The sequence below is a fragment of the Paraburkholderia atlantica genome (assembly GCF_009362785.1).
Classification (GTDB): domain Bacteria; phylum Pseudomonadota; class Gammaproteobacteria; order Burkholderiales; family Burkholderiaceae; genus Paraburkholderia; species Paraburkholderia atlantica.
Genome location: NZ_WHNQ01000007.1, coordinates 286,081 through 305,867, shown reverse-complemented (window position 1 = coordinate 305,867; position 19,787 = coordinate 286,081). Strand labels below are relative to the sequence as shown.

Here is a 19,787-nt window from a genome sequence, read left to right as displayed (position 1 = left end):
CTTTTCAAATTTACTATAGCGATCCATTCCGCTAACATCACGCTTAATCCTTTATCCGGCGTTAGTCCGTTTTCCCGCCGTAATAACGCATTCTCCCGTTCCGTCTGATGACGGGGCAAATCGGGGTCCACAACGTAGCCCGTTTGGGGAAAGATCATGCCGCACATGCACCTTGATACAACGAGAATTACGTGGCTTCACACGCCTGCGTTGAACGTCCGTACTGCAGCGCGGCGAATCGGCATTCTGCTGTTCGACGGCTTCTGGCTGCTCGGCCCCGGTACCGTCGTGGAAATGTTCCAGACCGCCAATGAATTCGCGGGCACGCGAGCGGGCGAAGATCCACCCTACGAGGTGCAGTTCCTGTCGACGGAAGGCGGCAATGTCGCTAGCTCGTCGTCGGCGCGCATCTGGACTGATCGCATCGACACGCGCTTTGGCGGCGGATTCGACGTGCTGTTCATCGCGGGCGGCTACGGCGCCCACGTGGCAGCCCGCGACGAACGCCTGCTGAACTGGCTGCGCGCCGTGCAATCGCGCACCCGCGCGATCGAAACGATCGGCGAGGGACGCCTCGTGCTCGAAGCGGCCGGCCCGACCGAGCATGATGGCCTGATGAGCCGCTATCCCGGCGCGAGCGCGAGCGAAGGCGCGTTCAGCGCGGCCAACGACCGTCACGACTGCGCGCGCAGCGCGCTGATGTTCATCAAGCGCGACCTGGGCGCGGAGCTCGCACGCAGCGTCGCCGATCGCGTGATGCCCGGCATGGCCTCGACGTGGGTGCCGCTGCCGGCCGAGGGCGGCACGCTGAGCGTCGCCGAAAAGATTCGCGCGGCCGCGCGTTGGATGGAGGCGAACTGCGACCGTCCGGTCTCGGTCGCCGATGCCGCGCAGGTCGCCGCCATGAGCGAGCGCAATTTCCTGCGCCGTTTCAAGCACGAGATGCAAGTCACGCCGTCTGACTACCTGCTGCAGGTGCGGCTGCGCATCGCGTGCAACTTCCTGACCGAGACCGAATTGCCGGTCGACAAGATCGCGCGTCGCAGCGGCACCGGCAACGGTGATCGTCTCGCGAAAATCTTCCGCAAGCGCATGGCTTTGTCGCCAACCGAATATCGTGCCCGAAGCCGGGCGGCCACTGAGGCGTAGCATGTATCTATAGCATGCGATAGCGCGCCCGCGCCGCGGGCGTGCCTCGTCTGTTGGACGCGGTCGCGAGAGCGGCCGTATCTTCGCTGGCCAGCCTTTTTACGAGCACAGTGGCGATGGGCAACAAGGTCATGGCGACGGCATTGCCGGAGGTGAAACTCATCGAGCCGGAAGTGTTCATCGACGAGTACGGCTTCTGCTTCGAGAGTTTCAGCGCGGACGAGTTTTCGGACGACGTCGCGCAAGGTTTCAACTTCGTGCAGGACCGCCATCTGCGCGCCGTGCATGGCGTGCTGCGCGGCTTGCACTATCAGGTGCAGCGTCCGCAGGGACGGCTGCTGCGCGTCGTGCGCGGCGAGATCTTCGACGTCGCGGTCGACGTGCGCCTGAACTCACCGAATTTCGGCAAATGGAGCGGCGAGTATCTGAGCGAGGAGAACCAGCGGCAGATCTGGGTGCCGCCCGGGTTCGCGCACGGCTTCGTCGTGCTGTCCGAGCTCGCCGAATGCGTGTGGAAGACCACCGAGTATTGGTTTCCCGAACTCGAGCGCTGCCTGTTGTGGTCCGATCCCGACATCGGCATCGACTGGCCGATCGACTTTCAACCGATTCTCGGCAGCAAGGATGCGGCGGGTCGCCGTCTGTACGAAGCCGAAAACATCTCGTGAACGACGGGTGACCGGCCAGAGTTTTTATGACATTTTTTCTTGAGACGCTCACGCGCCAACCCTACACTTCGGGCATCCAGTCAGTACGAGGTGCTCAACGTGAAGCGTCGCGCAAGCCATCCGCAATCCGTTCCGGTCCGCTATGTATGTCGTGGCGCCGTCCCCGTCGAACTCAGACGCTTCGACGCATCGCGTGATTCGTTCGCGGCGTTGACGGCGCTGCTGCATCGCGCGTTCGCGCCGCTCGGCGCGCAGGGGCTCAATTGCACGTGCGTGGATCAGACCATCGAGACGACGCGCGAGCGCGTGCTGCGCGGCGATTGCCATCGCGGTATGCGACGGACACATCGTCGGCACGATGACGCTCTATGCTTCGGATGGCGAAGCATCATGCGAGCTATACCGGCACGGCGATGTCGCGAGCTTGCGGCAGTTCGCGGTCGATCCCGCGTGGCAGGCGCGCGGCATCGGCACGTTGCTGATCGCGTTCGCCGAACACTGGGCCGCAACACGCGGCTATGCGCAACTCGCACTCGATACCCCGCAACCGGCCACTCAGCAGATCGCGTTCTATCGCGGGCGGGGGTTTCGCATCGTCGATTTCATGCGCTTTGCGGACAAGCGCTACGACAGCGCGATTCTGAGCAAGCCGCCGGTTGCGATGCGCACGCTCGCGAACTGGTCGCGGCGTCTGCATGCGACGCCGCGGATCGCGCACGCGGCCTGAAGCGATGCCGCACACGCCGCGGCATACAGATTAAAAGCAGCGGAATAGAAGTGGCTCGAAGCGCCCGATGCGTCGGCAACTATTGCAATATGCTGCGGCAAGTATTGCAACGGCGGCAACGGCGACGGCAGCGGTGCAATCCTGATCGCGGCACCAACGCAGCGTCGCCGGGTCGCATCGGGCGAGGCGTGAATTCACCGAACGCTGTATGCAGCCGTCAGCGTCGGATCACGCCCATCAGCAGGGTGACGAGGAAGATCACCAGGAAGATGAAGAACAACACCTTGGCGATTTCGGTTGCGCCCGCGGCAATGCCTCCAAAGCCGAACACTGCGGCGATGATGGCGATGATGAAGAAGATCACAGCGTATCGAAGCATGGTGCCTCCACCGGTAGATTGTTGAAATGACGTTTGAACGGCGCCCCGTTGCGTACGTCACGCGGCTTCACGGCTCAGATGCCGGCGAGCGGAATTCAGCAATCGATGTGCCATCGCTGGATGCCGCCAACGTTTGCGTCAGGAATGTTTCGCGGCACGCGAAATTGTCGTTGAGCCCGCGCTAACGTTTGCGTTGCGCCTTACTGGGCGCGCAACGTGCCAGCCATGCTGCGGACTACGTAGAACGCGTCGAGCCTCACCCAAGCAGCCAGTGATACGCCAGCGGCCCGCACAGCACGCCCCACGTCAGCACACACATCAGCAGCGCAATGGTGACGGCCGCGCTGCCGCAGTCCTTCGCGCGTTTTGACAATTCATGCCGCTCGAACGAGATCCGGTCGATCGCGGCCTCGATCGCCGAATTCAATAGCTCTACCAGCAGCACGAGCAGCACCGATCCGATCAGCAGCACGCGCGAGATGGCATCGACCGGCATCAGGAACGCGGCGGGCACGAGGATCGCCGCGAGCGCGGCTTCCTGACGGAACGCGCTTTCCGCGCGCAGCGTCGCGACGATCCCAGCGTACGAATGCCGCAACGCGAACAAGCCGCGCAGCGGACCGCTGCGTTTCGCGGGCGGCGCGATGGTCGAGTGAGCGGGGGAGTCGGCAGGATCACGCATGTTTCGAGATGACTTTTGATGTGCAGCAAATGACCGTGAATGTTACAAGATGTCAATGAAGAGGCAAATTGTGATATCTTTGCGCCGCCCAACAGCGGCAGGCACCTGGCACCTTCCCGCCTGACCGACCGGCTTCGGAGAATGAACACAACGCATAACCGGTTAGGGCTGCTGCCGATTGCGCTCAAATCTCAAATGTTGGTCACCCCCGTTGCTCGTCCCGCTCAAGGTTTCGCCGGATTTTCCGTATACGAGGAATGGTGCGCCGCCTGTCTCCGCTAAGGCGCGCGCCCGGCAGTCCGTTTTCCCACTTCGCGCGTTCGCGCGGCAGACCGGATTCGTACCGCAAGCGGCGCGCACGGGCGCGCACGGTCGAGGTCCAACAAGCTGAGCTGTTCATGAAACCAGTTGTGTCGTTGTGCGTTGCGCTGACCGCCGTTGTCGGCGCGTTGTATGCCGTCGCGTCGTGCGCCGCGCCCTTGGTGCCGGTCGTCTCCGCCGCCGCGAATCCGCCGGCCGCGCTCACTGTCGCCAGCGCGAGTGCCGCCAAGGCCAATCCCAGCGCCAGCTACCTCGACAACGACGCCAGCGTCCCACCGCCCGCATCAGGCTCCAGCACATCGCGCGTTTCATTCGCGACCCTGGGCGCGTATCAGCCGCTGACGCTGCGCGGTGTCGAGGACGCACGCACCGTCAATCTCGGCGTGCGGCTCGATCGCGTGGTCACCGCAGCGCGCCTGCGCTTGCGCTACACGTATTCGCCGTCGCTGGTGTTCGCGATGTCGCATCTGAAGGTCTCGGTCAACAACGAAGTGGTCGCGACCGTGCCGTTCGATCGCGAGCACGCCGGCAAGCTCGTCACCCAGGACATCCCGCTCGATCCGCGGTTTCTGACCGACTACAACCAGATCGGTCTGCGCCTGATCGCGCATTACACGCTCGAGCATTGCGAAGACCCCGAGAACTCGGCGCTGTGGGCCGACGTCAGTCCGTCGAGCGAATTCATCGTCGATACCGCGCCGATCCGCTTGCCCGACGATCTCGCGCTGCTGCCCGCGCCATTCTTCGATCACCGTGACGCGAACCGGCTGCGTCTGCCGTTCGTGCTGCCGGCCGCCGCCGACAACGCGACTTTGCGCAGCGCGGGGGTACTCGCTTCATGGTTCGGTGCGCAGGCCGATTACCGGCAGGCACGTTTTCCGGCGCTGTCGACGTTGCCCACCGACTCGCACGCGGTCGTCGTCGCGCGCAGCGAGCAGTTGCCCGCCGGCCTCACGCTGCCGCCGATCAACGGCCCGATGCTGATCGTCGCCGACAATCCCGTCGCGCCGAACCGCAAGCTGCTGATCGTGACCGGCCGCAGCGCCGCCGAAGTCGATGAAGCGAGCACAGCTCTGGTGCTCGGCACGACCGCGCTCGCGGGTCCCGCGGTGCGCATCACGCAGCTCGCCGCCGGCGCGCCGAGGAAGCCGTACGACGCGCCGCGCTGGGTGCCGGTCGACCGGCCGGTCTCGTTCAAGGAACTGATCGACGATCCGTCGCAACTGCAGGTGCGCGGCAGCACGCCGGACGCGATCCGCCTGAACCTGCGCGTGCCCGCGGATTTGTACTCGTGGAACGGTGCGGGCGTGCCGCTGAATCTGAAGTACCGCTACACGGCGCCGACCGTGCAGAACAACTCGGCGCTCGCGGTGCAGATCAACGATCAGCTGGTCAAGTCGTACCGGCTCGCGCTCGCGACCGCCGATGACGCGCAGGGCCGCCTGCAACTGCCGGTGCTGTCGAACAACGCCAACCGTGCGACGAGCGCGCTCGATATTCCGGCATTCCGCGTCGGCAGCTCGAACCAGTTGCAGCTGCGCTTCAATCTCGATTCGCAGAAGACCGGGCTCTGCCAGGGCGTCGCGACGAACCCGGTGCAGGCCGCGGTCGATCCCGACTCGACGATCGACTTCTCGGACTTCGTTCACTACGCACGGATGCCGAACCTCGCGTTCTTCGCGAACAGCGGCTTTCCGTTCACGCGCTACGCCGACCTGTCGCAAACGGCCGTCGTGATTCCCGAGCATCCGGCGCCGCAGGAGCTCGAAAGCCTGCTGACGATGCTCGGCCACATGGGGCAATGGACCGGCTACCCCGCGCTGCGCGTGCAGGTCGCGCGGCCGCCCGAGCTCGCGCAGCTGAGCGGCAAGGATCTGCTCGTGATCGGCGGCAACGGCTCGGCGCCGTGGCTCGCGCGCTGGCCGCATGCGTTGCCGCTGACGATCGGCGCCCAGTCGGGCGACGCCGCTGCCTCAGGCGCCGCTGCTTCAGGCGCCGCCGCGTCGAGCCCGCTCGCGCGCGCCTCGTTCGCGGTCGACGAGCAGTGGCACAGCGCCGCCCAGCGCGACGGCGCCCCGCACAGCGACACGCGTCGGCCGGACGGCGGCGCGCGCATCGAACGCGACGGACCGCTGGCCGCGCTGATGGGCTTCGAATTGCCGGGCAGCCATGGACGCAGCGTCGTCGCACTGAGCGCCACCGATCAGCAGCAGTTGCCGCAACTGCTCGATATGCTCGAAAAGCCGGACCGCGTCGCGCAATTGCAGGGCGATGTCGCTTTGCTGCGCGATGGCAAGGTGGACAGCATGCGGGTCGGCGACACCTATCTGGTCGGCTACGTACCCTGGTATGCGCGGCTGTGGAGCAAGGCGATCCAGCATCCGGTGCTGCTCGGCGTGCTCGGCGCGCTCGCCGGCTTGCTGCTCGCGATCGGCGCGTTCACCGCATTGCAGGAACTGGCCGCGCGGCGCCGGGGAGTGTGATCGATGAGTCAGTCGAAGGGCGGGGCGCTGTGGCGGGCAGTGCGCGGCGGGGTGGGCGTTGAAAGTGGCGCGGACCTGCACGCGAGGTTCGCGAGCAGGCTCGTGCGAACAACGGTGAGCGTTTCAGCAACGATGCTGACGCTCGCGAGCAGCCACAACGCGTTCGCCACGCAAGCGCCGCAGCCCAGCGGCACTGACATCACTGCATGCACCGCCGCGCCCTGGCCGCGCTGGCAGCAATTCAAGCGCGATTTCCTGTCCGCCGATGGCCGCGTGATCGACGTTGGTTCGTCCGACGAGCGCACGGTGTCGGAGGGGCAATCGTACGCACTGTTTTTCGCGCTGGTCGCGAACGACCGCGCGGCCTTCGACACGATCCTGCGCTGGACCGAGCAGCATCTTTCCCAAGGCGACCTGACCGCGCGTCTGCCGGCGTGGCTGTGGGGCCGCTCGTCCGACGGCAACTGGGCCGTGCTCGACGCGAATGCATCGTCGGATGCCGACCTGTGGATCGCCTATGCGCTGCTCGAAGCGGGCGACGCGTGGCGCGAGCGCAGCTACACGGCGCGCGGCGCGGTGCTCGCCCGCCGCGTGCTCAACGAGGAAACGGCCAACGCGCCGGGGCTCGGCTTGACCTTGCTGCCGGGGCCGGCCGGCTTTCATCCGGAGGCCGACGTGTGGCGGGTCAATCCGAGCTACATGCCGCCGCAGGTGCTGCGCGGCCTCGCTACGCGACTGCCCGACGATCCGCGCTGGCCGCGTTTGCTCGCGAGCACGAGCCGCATCCTGATCGATACCGCGCCGCAGGGCTTCTCGCCGGATTGGGCGTTGTATCGCGCGAACCGCGGCTTCGCACCCGACGCCGAGACCCACGCCGAGAGCGCGTACAACGCGATTCGCGTGTACCTATGGGCCGGCATGCTCGACCGGCGCGATCCGCTCGCGCCGACGCTGCTCGCGCGCTTCGCGCCGTTCGCGAACTTCATCGCCGCGCACGGCGCGCCGCCCGAGACAGTCGACGCGACCAATGGCCGTGCCGGCATCAACATGGGCAACGCCGGTTTTTCGGCGGCGGCCGTGCCGTTTCTCGATGCGCGCGGCCAGCCCGCGCTCGCCGATGCGCAGATCGCACGCGCCGCCGCGCTCGATCGCGAGACGGCCGCCGGTTATTACACGAGCGTGCTGAGCCTGTTCGCGCTCGGCTGGCGCGAAGGCCGCTATCGTTTCGCCGCCGACGGCACCCTCGATCCGCACTGGAGCACGTCGTGCCGCGCCGCGCCGCAGTAACACGCGCGGCGCGCTTCGGCGTGCTCGCGTGCGCATGCGCATGCGCCGCGGCGATGACGGGTCACGCATACGGCAACGCGAGGCAAGCAGAAGCGATGCGCACGGCCGCGCGCCCGGCCGCCATCGGTACACCGCCGGCGCCCGCTGCTTCGCCAACCATAGCGCCGCCACGAGACCCCGCCGCGCAACGCCTGCTCGCGACCGCGCGCATGTGGTCGACCAAACATCGCGACGACCTCGCGTTGCAGGCGGTTAACAAGGCACTGCTCGCCGCGCCCGGCGATCCGACCTTGCTCGCCGAGCAGGTGCGCATCGAATTGCGCCTCGGGAAAGCGCAAGCCGCGCAGGCGACGCTCGCACGCTTGCGTGCCGAAGCGCCAGACAGCGCAGTGATCCGCCAGCTCGACGACGAATTCCGCGTCGCCACCAACGGCCGCGAGGAATTCGCGACCGTGCGTCTGCTCGCGCGTAGCGGCCAGTCCGCCGAAGCGGCGCGGCGCTTGCAGCTGCTGTTTCCGGACGGTGCGCCGTCCGGCTCGCTCGGTGCCGAGTACTACCAGATTCTCGCGGGTACGCCCGAGGGGCGCGAGCAAGCGCTGGTCGCGCTGCATCGGCGGATCGCCGCCGATCCGTCCGACGTCGACGCGGCGCTCGTGCTCGCGAATCTGCTGAACACGCGCGGCGAGACGCGCGCGGAGGCCAACCGCATCGCGTGGAATCTGGCGACGCGGCCCGACTCCGATCGCACGGCCTCGCTCGACACGTGGCGTCACGTGCTGCAATCGGCGGGTGCGGACCTCGACTATCTGCCGGCGTTGCGAGCGTATCTGCAACTCGTGCCGGACGACACCGAATTCCGCGAGCGGGTCGCGACGCTCGAAGCGCGCCTCGACGCGCAACGGCAACTCGAACGCAACCCTGACTACATCGCGCAGCAGCGCGGTCTGCAAGCGCTCGCGCGCAACGATCTCACGGCCGCCGAGCCGCTGCTCGCGCGCGCCGCGAGCGCGCGTCCCGACGATGCCGACGCAATCGGCGGTCTCGGCATCGCGCGCATGCGGGCCGGGCGGCACGACGAAGCGCGCACGCTGTTTCTGCGGGCGGCCGCGCTCGCGCCCGACAATCGCGCGAAATGGCAGAGCCTCGCGCGCACCGCGCAATTCTGGGGGACGCTCGCGCAAGGCCGCGCGGCCGCCGCGGCGGGCCACGCGCTGGAGGCGGAGCGGGCGGCACGCGCGGCGCTCGCGATGGAGCCGGACAACGTGGACGCGAAGCTGATGCTCGCCGACGCGCTGCTCGCGCAGCACGACTGGAGCGCGGCCGAGCCGCTCTTGCGCGACATGCTGAGCGGGCATGCGCCGAGCGTGGCAGCGCTGCGCAGCACCCGAACGCTGTTCGAAAACACCGGCCGCGCGGCGCAGGTCGAGCCATTGATCGACGCGTTGCAAAGCCGCTTCACCGCCGCCGACGATCGTCAGAGCCTCGCTCGTCTGCGCGCCGATCTGCTTGCTAAACAGGCGGACCAGTTGCTCGCCGACGGCGAGCGCGGTCCCGCCGCGCAACGCTATGAAGCCGCTTTGCGCAGCGAGCCCGACGCAGCGTGGACGCGTTTCGCGCTCGCGCGTCTGTACCGCGATCTCGGCCTGCCGCAACTCGGCCGCAACGTGATGGACGAGGGTCTCGCGCTCGCGCCATCGGCCGAGATGCGCTATGCAAACGCGCTTTACCGCAATTCGCTCGACGACCTGAGCGGCGCGCAAGCGGCGCTCGCGCTGATCCCGAAGCAGGAGCGCACCGATGGCATGCGCGCGCTCGATCGCAATCTGCAAACGCAACGAAGGCTCGCCGACGCGCGCGCCGCATTTGCACGCGACGATCGCGCAAGCGCGCTCCGCCTGCTCGACGAGGCACGCGCGTTGGCCGGGGACGATCCCAATTTGCTCGCGTCGGTCGGCGCGCAGTGGATCGACGCGGGCGACGCCGGGCGCGGTCTCGCGGTGCTGCGCGGCTGGATCGACGCGCATCCGGGCGAGGCGGACGCGGACGTGCGACTGCGTTACGGCGATCTGCTCGGCAGCGCGCGACGCGACGCGGAACTGTCCGCATGGCTACAGCAGTTGCGTGACGATCCGCGGCTGAAGCTGGACGCCGCGCAACACGCGCGCCTCGAGGATCAGGCGCTGCGTGCGGCCTTACGTCAAACCGACGAAGCGATCGATCAGGGGGATTACGAAGCGGCCCAGCAGCGACTCGCGGCGGTCAGCACCGCCGGTCGGCGCGACAAACGCTACGCGCTCGAACTCGCCGACCTTCAGCGCGTGCAGGGCCACTACGCGGCCGCGCGGGCGACGTTGGCGCCACTGCTCGCCGCGCAGCCCAACGATCCGGAAGCGCAGCTCGCGCTGGCCCGCGTGCTGGAGCAGAGCGGCCAGCGCGGCGCCGCGCTGCGCATCGTGCACGACGTGCTCGACGGCGCCGCGCCCGACGACGTCGACACGCGGCTCTCGGCCGCGCGCCGGCTCGCCGCGTTGAACGAAGCGCGCGACGCGCAGCAGATCACGACGGCGCTGCGCGTCGCGTATCCGACGCGGCCGGACGTGACGGTGCAAAGCGGGCGCATCGCCGAAGACCTCGGACAGTACGAGGATGCCGCTTCGCTGTACCGTTTGTCGCTCGCGCAGGAACGCTCGGCGGGCGTGCGCGCGGGACCCGATGGCACGCCCGCGCGAGCCGCGCTCGACGATCTCGAACAGCGCCGCAATCCGTCGATCGAGACTGGCTGGCTGCCCGCGTATAAGTCCGGCGATGCGGGCATCTCGCAGCTGCGCGCGTGGCAGGTGCCGGTGTACGTGCAGATCCCGTATCGCTACGACGGCCATTTCTTCGCGCACATCGATACCGTGCATCTCGATGCCGGCACGCTGGATGTCAGCGACGCCAACGCGTTCACGCGCGATACCTTCGGCAGCTTCGGCGCGGCCGACAAGCTCGGCACGTCGCTCGGCCTGTCGCCGCAGCAACTCGCCACGCTGGCCGCGGGCTTGCCGTATCTGCATCAGTCGGCCACCGGCGTCGCGCTCGGCGCCGGCTACACGTCCGACGCGTGGCGCTTCGACTTCGGCACGACGCCGCTCGGTTTCCCCGTGTCTTACCTCGTCGGCGGCGTGCGCTATCGGTTCGACGCGGGACCGGCGAGCTTGTCGGTCAGCGGCTCGCGCCGTCCGGAAACCGGTAGCCAGTTGTCGTATGCCGGCATGCACGATCCGGTCACCGGCACGGTGTGGGGCGGCGTGCGCCGCGATGGCATCGACCTGCATGCGTCGTTCGATCTCGGCGCGGCGAACCTGTTCGCCGATCTCGGCGCGGGCGAGCTGACCGGGCGCAACGTCGCGAGCAATCAGGAATTCACACTGCGCACCGGTTTCACGATGCCGGTCTATCGGCGCGCGAATTCACTGGTGAGCACGGGCCTCGTCGGCAACGCGTGGCACTACACGAACAACCTGCGCTTCTATTCGTTCGGGCAGGGCGGCTACTACAGTCCGCAGCGCTATCTGTCGCTCGGCGTGCCGCTCGAATGGCTGGGGCGGCATGGCGCGCTGAAGTGGGATCTGAGCGCGACCGTCGGCGTGTCGAACTCGTACGAGCGGAGTTCGCCGTACTACCCGAACGGTCTGCCCGCCGGGCTCGGCGCGGCACCGGGGCTCGACAGTCTCGTCAATGCGGGCAGCTCGACACGCGGCGTCGCGTTTTCGTATGGGCTCGCGGGCGTCGTCGAGTACCGCGCCGATCCGCATCTGGTGTTGGGCGCGCAGGTGAGCATCGATCGATCGCACGACTACGCGCCGAGCGCCGCGCTCGTGTATCTGCGCTACACGTTCGATGCGCGCAGGCAGGACAACCGTCTGTCGCCGCAGCCGGTACGGCTTTATTCGAGCTATTGAACGGCGATGCAACGAGACTTGGGACAGCAGTCGTGAACACCGTTTCGAATCCAACCCACACTCCCGTGCGCGCTTTCATGCGACGCTGGCTGCGCATGTTCGGCGGCACCGGCGCGCAGCGTCGCGCACAGCAGGTCGGCCGTCTCGCGATCGAAGCCTTGCCGGGCGAATGGGCCGCGCTCGAAGCGGGCAAGCTGTATGCGATCTACGCGGCGCCGCGCACGCCGGGCGTCGATACGCCGGGCGTCGACACGCTGATCTGGGAAACCGCGCGCACCGCGCTCACCCGCGACGTGACGGTCGTGCTCGCGCGTGAGCGCGCGGCTGTTGCCCAGCGTTTGCGCGAGCTGGGCTTTAGCGCCAACGCGCCGGCCGCTGGCTGGCCGCGCAATCTGAATGTGCTGGCGATGCCGGCCGTCGATGGTGCGCAAGACTCGGAGCAGCAAGCCGACAGCGCCGCGACGCACGGCAAACTGTTCGGCGGTCTGCGCGCGCTGAAGCGCTTCGGTTTTCGTGCAGGCGCGCTGTATTTCATCGAAGGCGCCGAGCGCTGGTTCAACTGGCACGACGCCGCCGCGCTCGCGCGCGAAGGCCGCATGCTCGCGAACTGGTGCGCGGCACGGCGTATCACGCTGGTGCTGCTGCTCGGCGTCGATGCAAAGGGCGACGACGATTCATTCGAGACCCGCGGCGCGCCGGACGGCGTCATCGATGCATCACGCCGCAACGCGTTCCATGCGGCATGCGCGGGCGTCGCACGGATGGAGCGCACGCACGGCGAGCTGCTGTGGCATGCCGACTTCTGGCGCGCGGATCGCACGCTGGTGACGGGCGAAGTCCGCTCCCTGCGCTTTACCGACAGCGGCCACCTCAGCGTAGCGCCCGATGCGCTGGCCAGCAGCGTCGCGCGCGGCGAACGCCTGCTCGCGCGCGACGAGCAGCGGGTCGTCGTGAGCCGCGCGGTGGTGCGAGGTCACGAGGCGTGGCTGCCGCCGCATTGGGAAGTGTGCGCCGATCAGGCCGCGGTGCTGAGCGCGTGCGCCCATGCGCAAGCCGCGACCGTGGTGCTCGATTACGCGGGCGGCGCACAACTCGACGCGTTGTGCGCGACGGTTCATGCGCTGCGCCGCCAGGCCGGGCGCGCGCTGAAGATCGTCGTCGTCGAGCGGGGCGAAGTGCTGCGCCATCAATACGAGCTGCTGGTGCTGACGCTCGGCGCGAACCTCGTGCTCGGCCGCGACTTGCCGTTCTCGCGCATGCAGTCGCTGCTGCAGTCGCTGCAGGGGCAGCTCCATACGCGGCCGGTAGCCGCCGACTATCGCGGCGCATTGAGCGCCGCGTTGAGCGACGACGTGCGCGGCTATCTGCCGGCCGGCGCGTTCTGCGAGCGCGTGCGCCTCGTGCTCGCACGCAGCGGCGTGCTGCAGTTGCCGCATGTGCTCGTGAAGCTGACGTTGCTGCCGCAATGCGCGCACGTCGATGCGCTGAAGCACTGCGTGCCGCGCCGCGCGGGCGACGTGCTGACCGTCGATGCGTCGCATCTGTATGTGTTCCTGTTCGCCTGCCGGCTCGCCGATGCGGACGCCGCGCTGGCGCGGATCATCGATGTGCCGGTCGAACAGCTCGCCGATACGCTCGTGCATCTGGCGGAGCAGAGCATCGGCGCCGAACTCGACGCGCTGGACGCGGCCAACCGGCGCAATCGGATCGCCGATTACAGCGATATGTTCGCGGCGTCCATGCGTGACGGCACGCCGTTGCGCTCATCGCTCGCCGCAGCGCAGGACGAAGCCGCGCACGTGGCCGCTGTGCAACTGGCGCGGGTGGAAGAGGCGTTGGTTCACGCGCGCGCCGAGCTCGAAGCCGACACCGGGGTGCCGACGAGCGCGGCCGCGCCAACGTCTGCGCGAACCCGGCCTGCCGAATCGACCGAAGCGAAGCCGCTTGCTACTGAGCGCCGCCCGGCCCAACCCACGCCGCCGCGCCGTCGCGCGGAACCCAGCGCGATGCCGGTGCGCGCGAGGAGCATCGAATGATCGAACTGGTTCTGATGTGTTTCGTGGCCGGCATGGTCGTCGCGCTGCCGGTGTGGATCGTCTGGCAGCGCGTCGGCGCACGGCGCGCTCTCGCGGTCATGCGCGGCTTCGATCCGCGCGACGCGGTGCCGTGCGGGATCGAGCCGGTCGCGCTGCGCGCGCGTCTGTTGCCCGCACTCGATACGACGCACGACGAGGTGGCGCGATGAAAACGATCGCCGTCGTCTCCACGGCAGGCGGCACCGGCCGCACCACCTTGACCGCCGTGCTCGCGGTATTGCTCGCGCGCCGCGGCCGCCAGGTCGTCGCGCTCGACTTCGATCCGCAGAACATGCTCGGCGCGCAGCTCGGCATCGACGCTCTCGCGGCGACCGGTTTGTCGCAGGCGCTGCTCGATGCGGACACCGCATGGCATGCATCCACGTGGCGCAACGCGGACGGCGTGCTGTTCGTGCCGTACGGCGCGGTGTCCGCCGCGCAAGGCACGCAGTGCGACGCACGGCTCGCCGCCGATCCGCGCTGGCTCGCCGACGCGCTCGCCGAGCTCGATTTGCCGCGCGATGGCGTCGTGCTGATCGATACCGCGCGCTATCCGTCGCAGCAGGCCGAGCACGCGCTGCGTTGCGCGGACCTCGCGCTATGCGTGACGCCGCCCGAACCGGCCGCCTGCGCGACGCTGGTCGCGCGGCTCGGAGCGCTGCGCGATGCGAGCGCGCAGCTGCGCATCATCGTGAACCGGCTGAACCCCGCGCGCGACATGCAGCGCGACGTGCTGGCGATGCTCGGCGCGGCGCTCGGCGAAAAGCTGCCGCTCGCGCAGCGCGTGCATCTCGATGTCGCGCTGCCCGAGTCGTTCGCGCGCGGCACCTGGCTGTTCGACGACGCCCCGCATTCGCAGGCGTCGCACGATCTGCAGGGGCTCGCGAATTGGCTCGACACGTGGCTCATCGAGGCCACGGCGCCGCTCGATCGGCAGGACGGCGGGTCATGAGCGAACGGGAAACGCGTTCGTTGCGCACGCGTGCGCTCGACTGGCTTGCGCGCGGCCTCGGCGTGCCAGCGACTCGCACGCCGCTCGACTGGTTCGTGCGGCTGTTCTTCCAGCCGCCCGCGCCGGGCAAGCCCGATTACGCGCGCCGCTGGATTCGCGCGGCCGTGCTGCATTTCGCGCTGCAATGGGGCGTGCTCGAACCGCATCGGCCGCGCGCATGGCTGTGGCGCGCGCTCGTGCGCGCGCCGCGGTCGTCGTCGAGAAGTGCTGCGGCGACAGTGCGGGCGCTGGCCGCCTGGATCGACCGTTGGCTCGTGCCGCTGTGGTTGCTCGGGCGGCGCGCACGCGAGCGCGTCGACGCGCTGCTGGCGAGCTTGCCGTGGCAGCGCTGGGGCACGCACCTCGAAGACGCGACGCAGCGCGTCGGTCATATTCGCTGGCTGCTGCCGTTGATGGTGGTCGCGGGTGTGGGTTCGTGGGCCTTGATCGGCACGTCGCCGCTGCAGTCCGACGGTCAGTTCGAATTCTTCGCCGTGCTCGTGATCATCGCGCTGATCGTCAGACGCTTTCCGGGCCGCATGCCGGTGCTGATCCTGACGACGCTCGCGATGCTGGCGATGCTGCGCTACGTGTGGTGGCGCGTCACCCAGACACTGTCGTTCCAGACGCCGGGGGAGGCGATTCTCGGCTATCTGCTGTTCGGCGCGGAAGCGTATACATGGGTGATTCTGCTGCTCGGTTTCGTGCAGACCGCGTGGCCGCTGAAGCGCGCGGTCGCGAAGCTGCCCACCGATACGTCGAGCTGGCCGACGGTCGACATCTATATTCCGACCTACAACGAACCCCTGGCCGTCGTGCGGCCCACCGTGTTCGCCGCGCAAGGCATCGACTGGCCCGCCGACAAGCTGCGCGTCTATCTGCTCGACGATGGCCGCCGCGAAGAATTCAGAGCCTTCGCGCAGGCCTGCGGCATCGGCTATCTGACCCGCGACGACAACCGTCACGCGAAAGCCGGCAACATCAATAGCGCGCTCGCCCGCACGCAGGGCGAGTACGTCGCGATCTTCGATTGCGATCACGTGCCGACGCGCTCGTTCCTGCAAACGACGATGGGCACGTTCCTGCGCGACGCGCGCTGCGCGATGGTGCAGACGCCGCATCACTTCTTTTCGCCGGACCCGTTCGAGCGCAACCTCGGCACGTTCCGCCGTGTGCCGAACGAGGGCAATCTGTTCTACGGGCTCGTGCAGTCGGGCAACGATCTGTGGAACGCGTCGTTTTTTTGCGGCTCGTGCGCGATCCTCAAACGCGATGCGCTCGAAGAAGTGGGCGGCATCGCGGTGGAGACCGTCACCGAAGACGCGCACACCGCGCTCAAGCTGCACCGGCGCGGCTACACGACCGCCTATCTGCCGACCGTGCAGGCCGCCGGTCTCGCGACCGAGAGCCTCGCGGGCCATATCCAGCAGCGCACGCGCTGGGCGCGCGGCATGGCGCAGATCTTTCGCATCGACAATCCGTTCATCGGCCGCGGGCTGGGCTTTTTCCAGCGGCTCTGCTACGGCAACGCGATGCTGCATTTCTTCTACGGCGTGCCTCGGCTCGTGTTCCTGACGATGCCGATGGCGTACCTGTTCTTCCAGATGTACTTCATCAACGCATCGGCGACGACGATTGCCGGATTCGTGCTGCCGTACATCGTGCTCGCGAATCTCGCGAATTCGCGCATGCAGGGCAAGTACCGTCACTCGTTCTGGGCCGAGGTCTACGAGTCGGTGCTCGCGTGGTACATCGTGCTGCCGACCACGATCGCGTTCTTCAGCCCGAAGCACGGCAAGTTCAACGTGACGGACAAGGGCGGGCGCATCGGCGAGGGCTACTTCGACTGGTCGACGTCGAAGCCGTACCTGGTGCTGCTCGCGCTGAACAGCGGCGCACTCGCGGCCGGTGTGTACCGACTGATGTTCGGGCAGAGCGGCGAAACGGCGACGATCCTGATGAACGTGTTCTGGACGCTCTACAACCTCGTGATGCTCGGCGCGGCCTCGAGCGTCGCGCGCGAGGCGAAGCAGGTGCGCGTCACACATCGCATCGCGATGCGCGCGGCGGCGACGCTGCTGCTCGCGGACGGCTCGACGCTCGCCTGCACGACCAGCGACTACTCGACCGGCGGCCTCGGTCTCGACGTCGAGCCGGGCTTGAATCTCGCGCCTGGCGACAGCCTCGGCGTGTGCCTGAGCCGTGGCGATCGTCAGTTCCATTTTCCGGTGTACGTGAGCCGCTGCGTTGGCCGGCACCTCGGCGTGCGCTTCGACGGCCTCACGCTCGAACAGCAACGGCAGCTCGTGCAATGCACGTTCGGCCGCGCCGACGCGTGGCTCGACTGGCATGAGCAAACCAGCGAAGACGCACCGCTGCGCGGTTTGAAGGAAGTGCTCGCGATGGGCGTCGAAGGCTATTCGCGACTGTGGGGCGGGCTCGCGCGTGCCTGCGAGACGCTGCTCGCGCTCGACCGCACCCGCTATTGATACAGCCTGCGCGCATCGTGCCGCGCGCAAGCCAATGAGAGAACCTGTCGATGACTTTGTGGAACCTGTACTTCATCCTCAAGCTGTACCTGTTCGAAGGCGGCCATCTGCAGCCGCTGTGGCTCGCGAATCTCGCCTTCGCGGTCGCGCTCGTCGTGACTTCGACGCTGCGCCGGCGCGCGCTGCGCATCGTACGCAACCTGGCCGGCCTCGCGCTCGGCGTGCCGCTGATGTACCACGAGGCGAACGTGCCGCCGTTCTCGCGTCTGACCGAGGAGTTCGGCAATCTGACCACGTTCAGCTACGGCTACTGGCTCGAACTGGCGCAGCGCTTCTTGCCGCCGATGCTGCTGCTCGCCGCGCTGGGTGCGCTCGTCGGCTATCTGATCGTGAATCGCTGGGTGCGCGTCGCGACCTTCGTGCTGATCGCGCTGGTTGCGATTCCGCTGTGGCACGAGGGTGGGGTGGTGCTCGCGCAATTGCGCGGAGCGTCGGCGAACGCGGCCGCGAATGCCGGCGCGAATGGAGCGAACAATCCGCTCGCCGCGCAGCCGCTCGACCATAACGCCGCACTCGCCGCGTTCCGCACGCAGGAGTCGCAACGGCAGGTCAGCTTCGGCCATCTGGCCGCCGATCCGAACGCGCAGTTCGACGTGATCGTGCTGCACATCTGCTCGCTGTCGTGGGACGATCTCGATGTCGCGAAGGCGCGCAATCATCCGCTGCTGTCCCGCTTCGACTATCTGTTCACGAACTTCAGCACCGCGGCGAGCTATAGCGGGCCGGCCGCGATTCGCGTGCTGCGCGCAAGCTGCGGCCAGCAGGCGCACGCGGACCTGTACAAGAACGCGCCGCAGCAGTGCTATCTGCTCGCCGATCTCGCCCAGGCCGGCTACACGCCGCAGACGATGCTGAACCACGACGGCCACTTCGACAACTTCCTGGAACTGATCCACGACAACGCCGGCGTGCCAAACGTACCGCTGATTCCGAACACGAGCGTGCCGGTCGCGATGCATGCGTTCGACGGCTCGCCGATTCGCGACGACTACGAGACGCTCGCTGCATGGTACGCGCAGCGAGCGAGCATCGCCGGGCCGGTCGCGCTGTACTACAACACGATCAGCCTGCACGACGGCAACCGGCTGCCGAACAGCAGCCTGACGAGTATCGATTCGTATCCGCTGCGCGTGAACAAGCTGATGAGCGACTTCGACCGCTTCGCCGATCTGATCGCGTCGTCGGGGCGGCGCGCGGTGATCGTGTTCGTGCCCGAGCACGGCGCGGCGCTGCGCGGCGACACGAACCAGGTCGCGGGCCTGCGCGAGATTCCGACGCCGCGCATCGTGCATGGGCCGGTCGGCGTGCGGGTGGTCGGCTTCCAGGGCAGTCATGGGTCGACCACCGTGATCGACAATCCATCGAGTTTCCTCGCGCTCGCACAACTGCTGTCGAATCTCGTGTCGAACAGCCCGTTCAAGCCGGGCGTGAGCCTGTCGCAGTACGCGACGAATCTGCCGCAAACTCAGATGATCGGCGAAAACGAAGGGACGGTGACGATGAAGACCGCCTCCGGCTACGTGGTAAAGACGCCGGACGGCGTGTGGGTGGACGGCAAATGACGAACGCGCGCAATACGTCGAAAGACACTACGCACGGCGGCTGGCCCGTCGACGATATCAGCGGCCTCGCGTTGCGTCTGCCGGAGGTGGAGGCGGGCAGCTATTTCGATGCCCAGGCGAAGGAGGCTTACGAGCAGTCGCTGCTGAAGTGGCCGGTGCTCGCGCGGCTGATGAATCTCGTGCCGCGCGACGAGGCCGAAGCGCAGGCCACGCAAGATGCGCGGCAAGAATCGGGCGTGGAATAAGGCCCGCGTCGAACGCTCAACGCAACTGCGTAACCGCCAGCAGCAACACCATGCTGCCGATCGCGCCATCCAGCACACGCCACGCAGTCGCGCGGCGAAACAGCGGCGCCAGCATGCGCGCGCCATAGCCGAGCGCGACGAACCACACCGCGCTGACCGTCATCGCGCCGAGCGCGAAGGCGACCCGCGCGCCTTGCGGCTCACGCGCGCCGGCCGTGCCGATCAACAGAAACGTGTCCAGATAGACGTGCGGATTGAGCCACGTGAACGCGAGCGTCATCAGGATGATCGGCAACGCGCGCTGCGTGGGCGGGGCTTGATCGGCGGATGCGCCGCTCGAACCGTCGAGCACCGCGTGTCCCGGCCGTACCGCGCGGCGCAGCGCGCTGATGCCGAACCAGGCCAGATACGCGAGCCCGACGTAGAGCATCACGTGCACGAAGCGCGGGTAGCGCTTCATCAGCACGGCGGCGCCGCCGACACCCGCGCCGATCAGAGTGAAATCCGACAGCGCGCACAACGTCACGATCTTGCCGACGTGCGAGCGCATGATGCCCTGCCGCAGCACGAATGCATTCTGCGCGCCGATCGTCACGATCAGCGATGCGCATAGCGCCGCGCCGTGGGAGAAAGACAGCCAGTTCATAAATGATCCGAAAAATGAAAGCAGTGGGGATAGACGGGAAATACCAGAGGCGCTAGTCTGCGTGATTGCGTCACATAAG

At 67.6% G+C, this 19,787-nt stretch carries 14 protein-coding genes and 1 pseudogene; 12 read left to right on the top strand and 3 right to left on the bottom strand.

The window, feature by feature from the left end; genetic code table 11:
* Positions 1–156: 156 nt before the first annotated feature.
* From GCT19_RS13505 to GCT19_RS13495, 3 genes and pseudogenes are all read left to right on the top strand, one after another.
* Positions 157–1,149, top strand: a complete 993-nt coding sequence (locus GCT19_RS13505; protein ID WP_013089027.1) for a GlxA family transcriptional regulator — start codon at positions 157–159, stop codon at positions 1,147–1,149.
* A gap of 116 nt (positions 1,150–1,265) precedes the next feature.
* Entirely contained in the window at positions 1,266–1,817 is a 552-nt protein-coding gene (gene rfbC / locus GCT19_RS13500; protein ID WP_018432367.1) for a dTDP-4-dehydrorhamnose 3,5-epimerase, read from the top strand.
* 99 nt (positions 1,818–1,916) lie between these two features.
* Positions 1,917–2,544, top strand: a pseudogene (locus tag GCT19_RS13495) (GNAT family N-acetyltransferase).
* A 217-nt stretch (positions 2,545–2,761) separates the two neighbouring features.
* On the opposite strand, the gene GCT19_RS13490 reads toward GCT19_RS13495, so the two are convergent.
* Positions 2,762–2,923 (bottom strand): DUF1328 domain-containing protein, encoded by a 162-nt coding sequence (locus tag GCT19_RS13490; protein ID WP_013089029.1) that lies wholly within the window; start codon positions 2,921–2,923, stop codon positions 2,762–2,764.
* Between the two features lie 256 nt (positions 2,924–3,179).
* The gene (locus GCT19_RS13485) at positions 3,180–3,605 is read right to left on the bottom strand and encodes a diacylglycerol kinase (RefSeq protein ID WP_018432365.1); all 426 of its coding nucleotides are present in this window, start codon (positions 3,603–3,605) and stop codon (positions 3,180–3,182) included.
* Positions 3,606–4,003: 398 nt separating this feature from the next.
* Between GCT19_RS13485 and bcsB the strand changes: the two genes are divergently transcribed.
* The 9 genes from bcsB to GCT19_RS13440 all read left to right on the top strand — a co-directional run bounded on the left by bcsB (position 4,004) and on the right by GCT19_RS13440 (position 19,062).
* Complete coding sequence (gene bcsB / locus GCT19_RS13480; RefSeq protein WP_152852217.1) at positions 4,004–6,409, top strand: cellulose biosynthesis cyclic di-GMP-binding regulatory protein BcsB; 2,406 nt, start codon at positions 4,004–4,006, stop codon at positions 6,407–6,409.
* Between the two features lie 3 nt (positions 6,410–6,412).
* Positions 6,413–7,696 carry a cellulose synthase complex periplasmic endoglucanase BcsZ gene (gene bcsZ, locus GCT19_RS13475; protein ID WP_152852216.1) on the top strand — a complete coding sequence of 428 codons (1,284 nt, stop codon included), beginning with the start codon at positions 6,413–6,415 and terminating at the stop codon, positions 7,694–7,696.
* A complete protein-coding gene (locus GCT19_RS13470) occupies positions 7,675–11,640 on the top strand; it encodes a cellulose synthase subunit BcsC-related outer membrane protein (protein WP_321576800.1) in 3,966 nt (1,321 codons plus the stop codon). Before bcsZ ends, GCT19_RS13470 begins: the two co-directional genes overlap by 22 nt.
* A 77-nt stretch (positions 11,641–11,717) precedes the next feature.
* Positions 11,718–13,676: a cellulose biosynthesis protein BcsE gene (gene bcsE / locus GCT19_RS13465; protein WP_152852246.1), complete on the top strand. Its 1,959-nt coding sequence runs from the start codon at positions 11,718–11,720 to the stop codon at positions 13,674–13,676.
* A complete protein-coding gene (locus tag GCT19_RS13460; protein ID WP_152852215.1) occupies positions 13,673–13,885 on the top strand; it encodes a hypothetical protein in 213 nt (70 codons plus the stop codon). Before bcsE ends, GCT19_RS13460 begins: the two co-directional genes overlap by 4 nt.
* Complete coding sequence (gene bcsQ / locus GCT19_RS13455; protein ID WP_152852214.1) at positions 13,882–14,667, top strand: cellulose biosynthesis protein BcsQ; 786 nt, start codon at positions 13,882–13,884, stop codon at positions 14,665–14,667. Before GCT19_RS13460 ends, bcsQ begins: the two co-directional genes overlap by 4 nt.
* On the top strand, positions 14,664–17,195 hold the full coding sequence (bcsA, locus tag GCT19_RS13450; RefSeq protein WP_152852213.1) for a UDP-forming cellulose synthase catalytic subunit: 2,532 nt from the start codon (positions 14,664–14,666) through the stop codon (positions 17,193–17,195). Before bcsQ ends, bcsA begins: the two co-directional genes overlap by 4 nt.
* A 50-nt stretch (positions 17,196–17,245) precedes the next feature.
* Positions 17,246–18,817, top strand: a complete 1,572-nt coding sequence (bcsG, locus tag GCT19_RS13445) for a cellulose biosynthesis protein BcsG (RefSeq protein ID WP_152852212.1) — start codon at positions 17,246–17,248, stop codon at positions 18,815–18,817.
* Positions 18,814–19,062 (top strand): hypothetical protein, encoded by a 249-nt coding sequence (locus GCT19_RS13440; protein ID WP_152852211.1) that lies wholly within the window; start codon positions 18,814–18,816, stop codon positions 19,060–19,062. Before bcsG ends, GCT19_RS13440 begins: the two co-directional genes overlap by 4 nt.
* A 16-nt stretch (positions 19,063–19,078) precedes the next feature.
* Here the strand turns inward: GCT19_RS13440 and GCT19_RS13435 are convergent, their stop codons facing one another.
* Positions 19,079–19,708 (bottom strand): LysE/ArgO family amino acid transporter, encoded by a 630-nt coding sequence (locus GCT19_RS13435; protein ID WP_152852210.1) that lies wholly within the window; start codon positions 19,706–19,708, stop codon positions 19,079–19,081.
* Positions 19,709–19,787 lie beyond the last annotated feature (79 nt).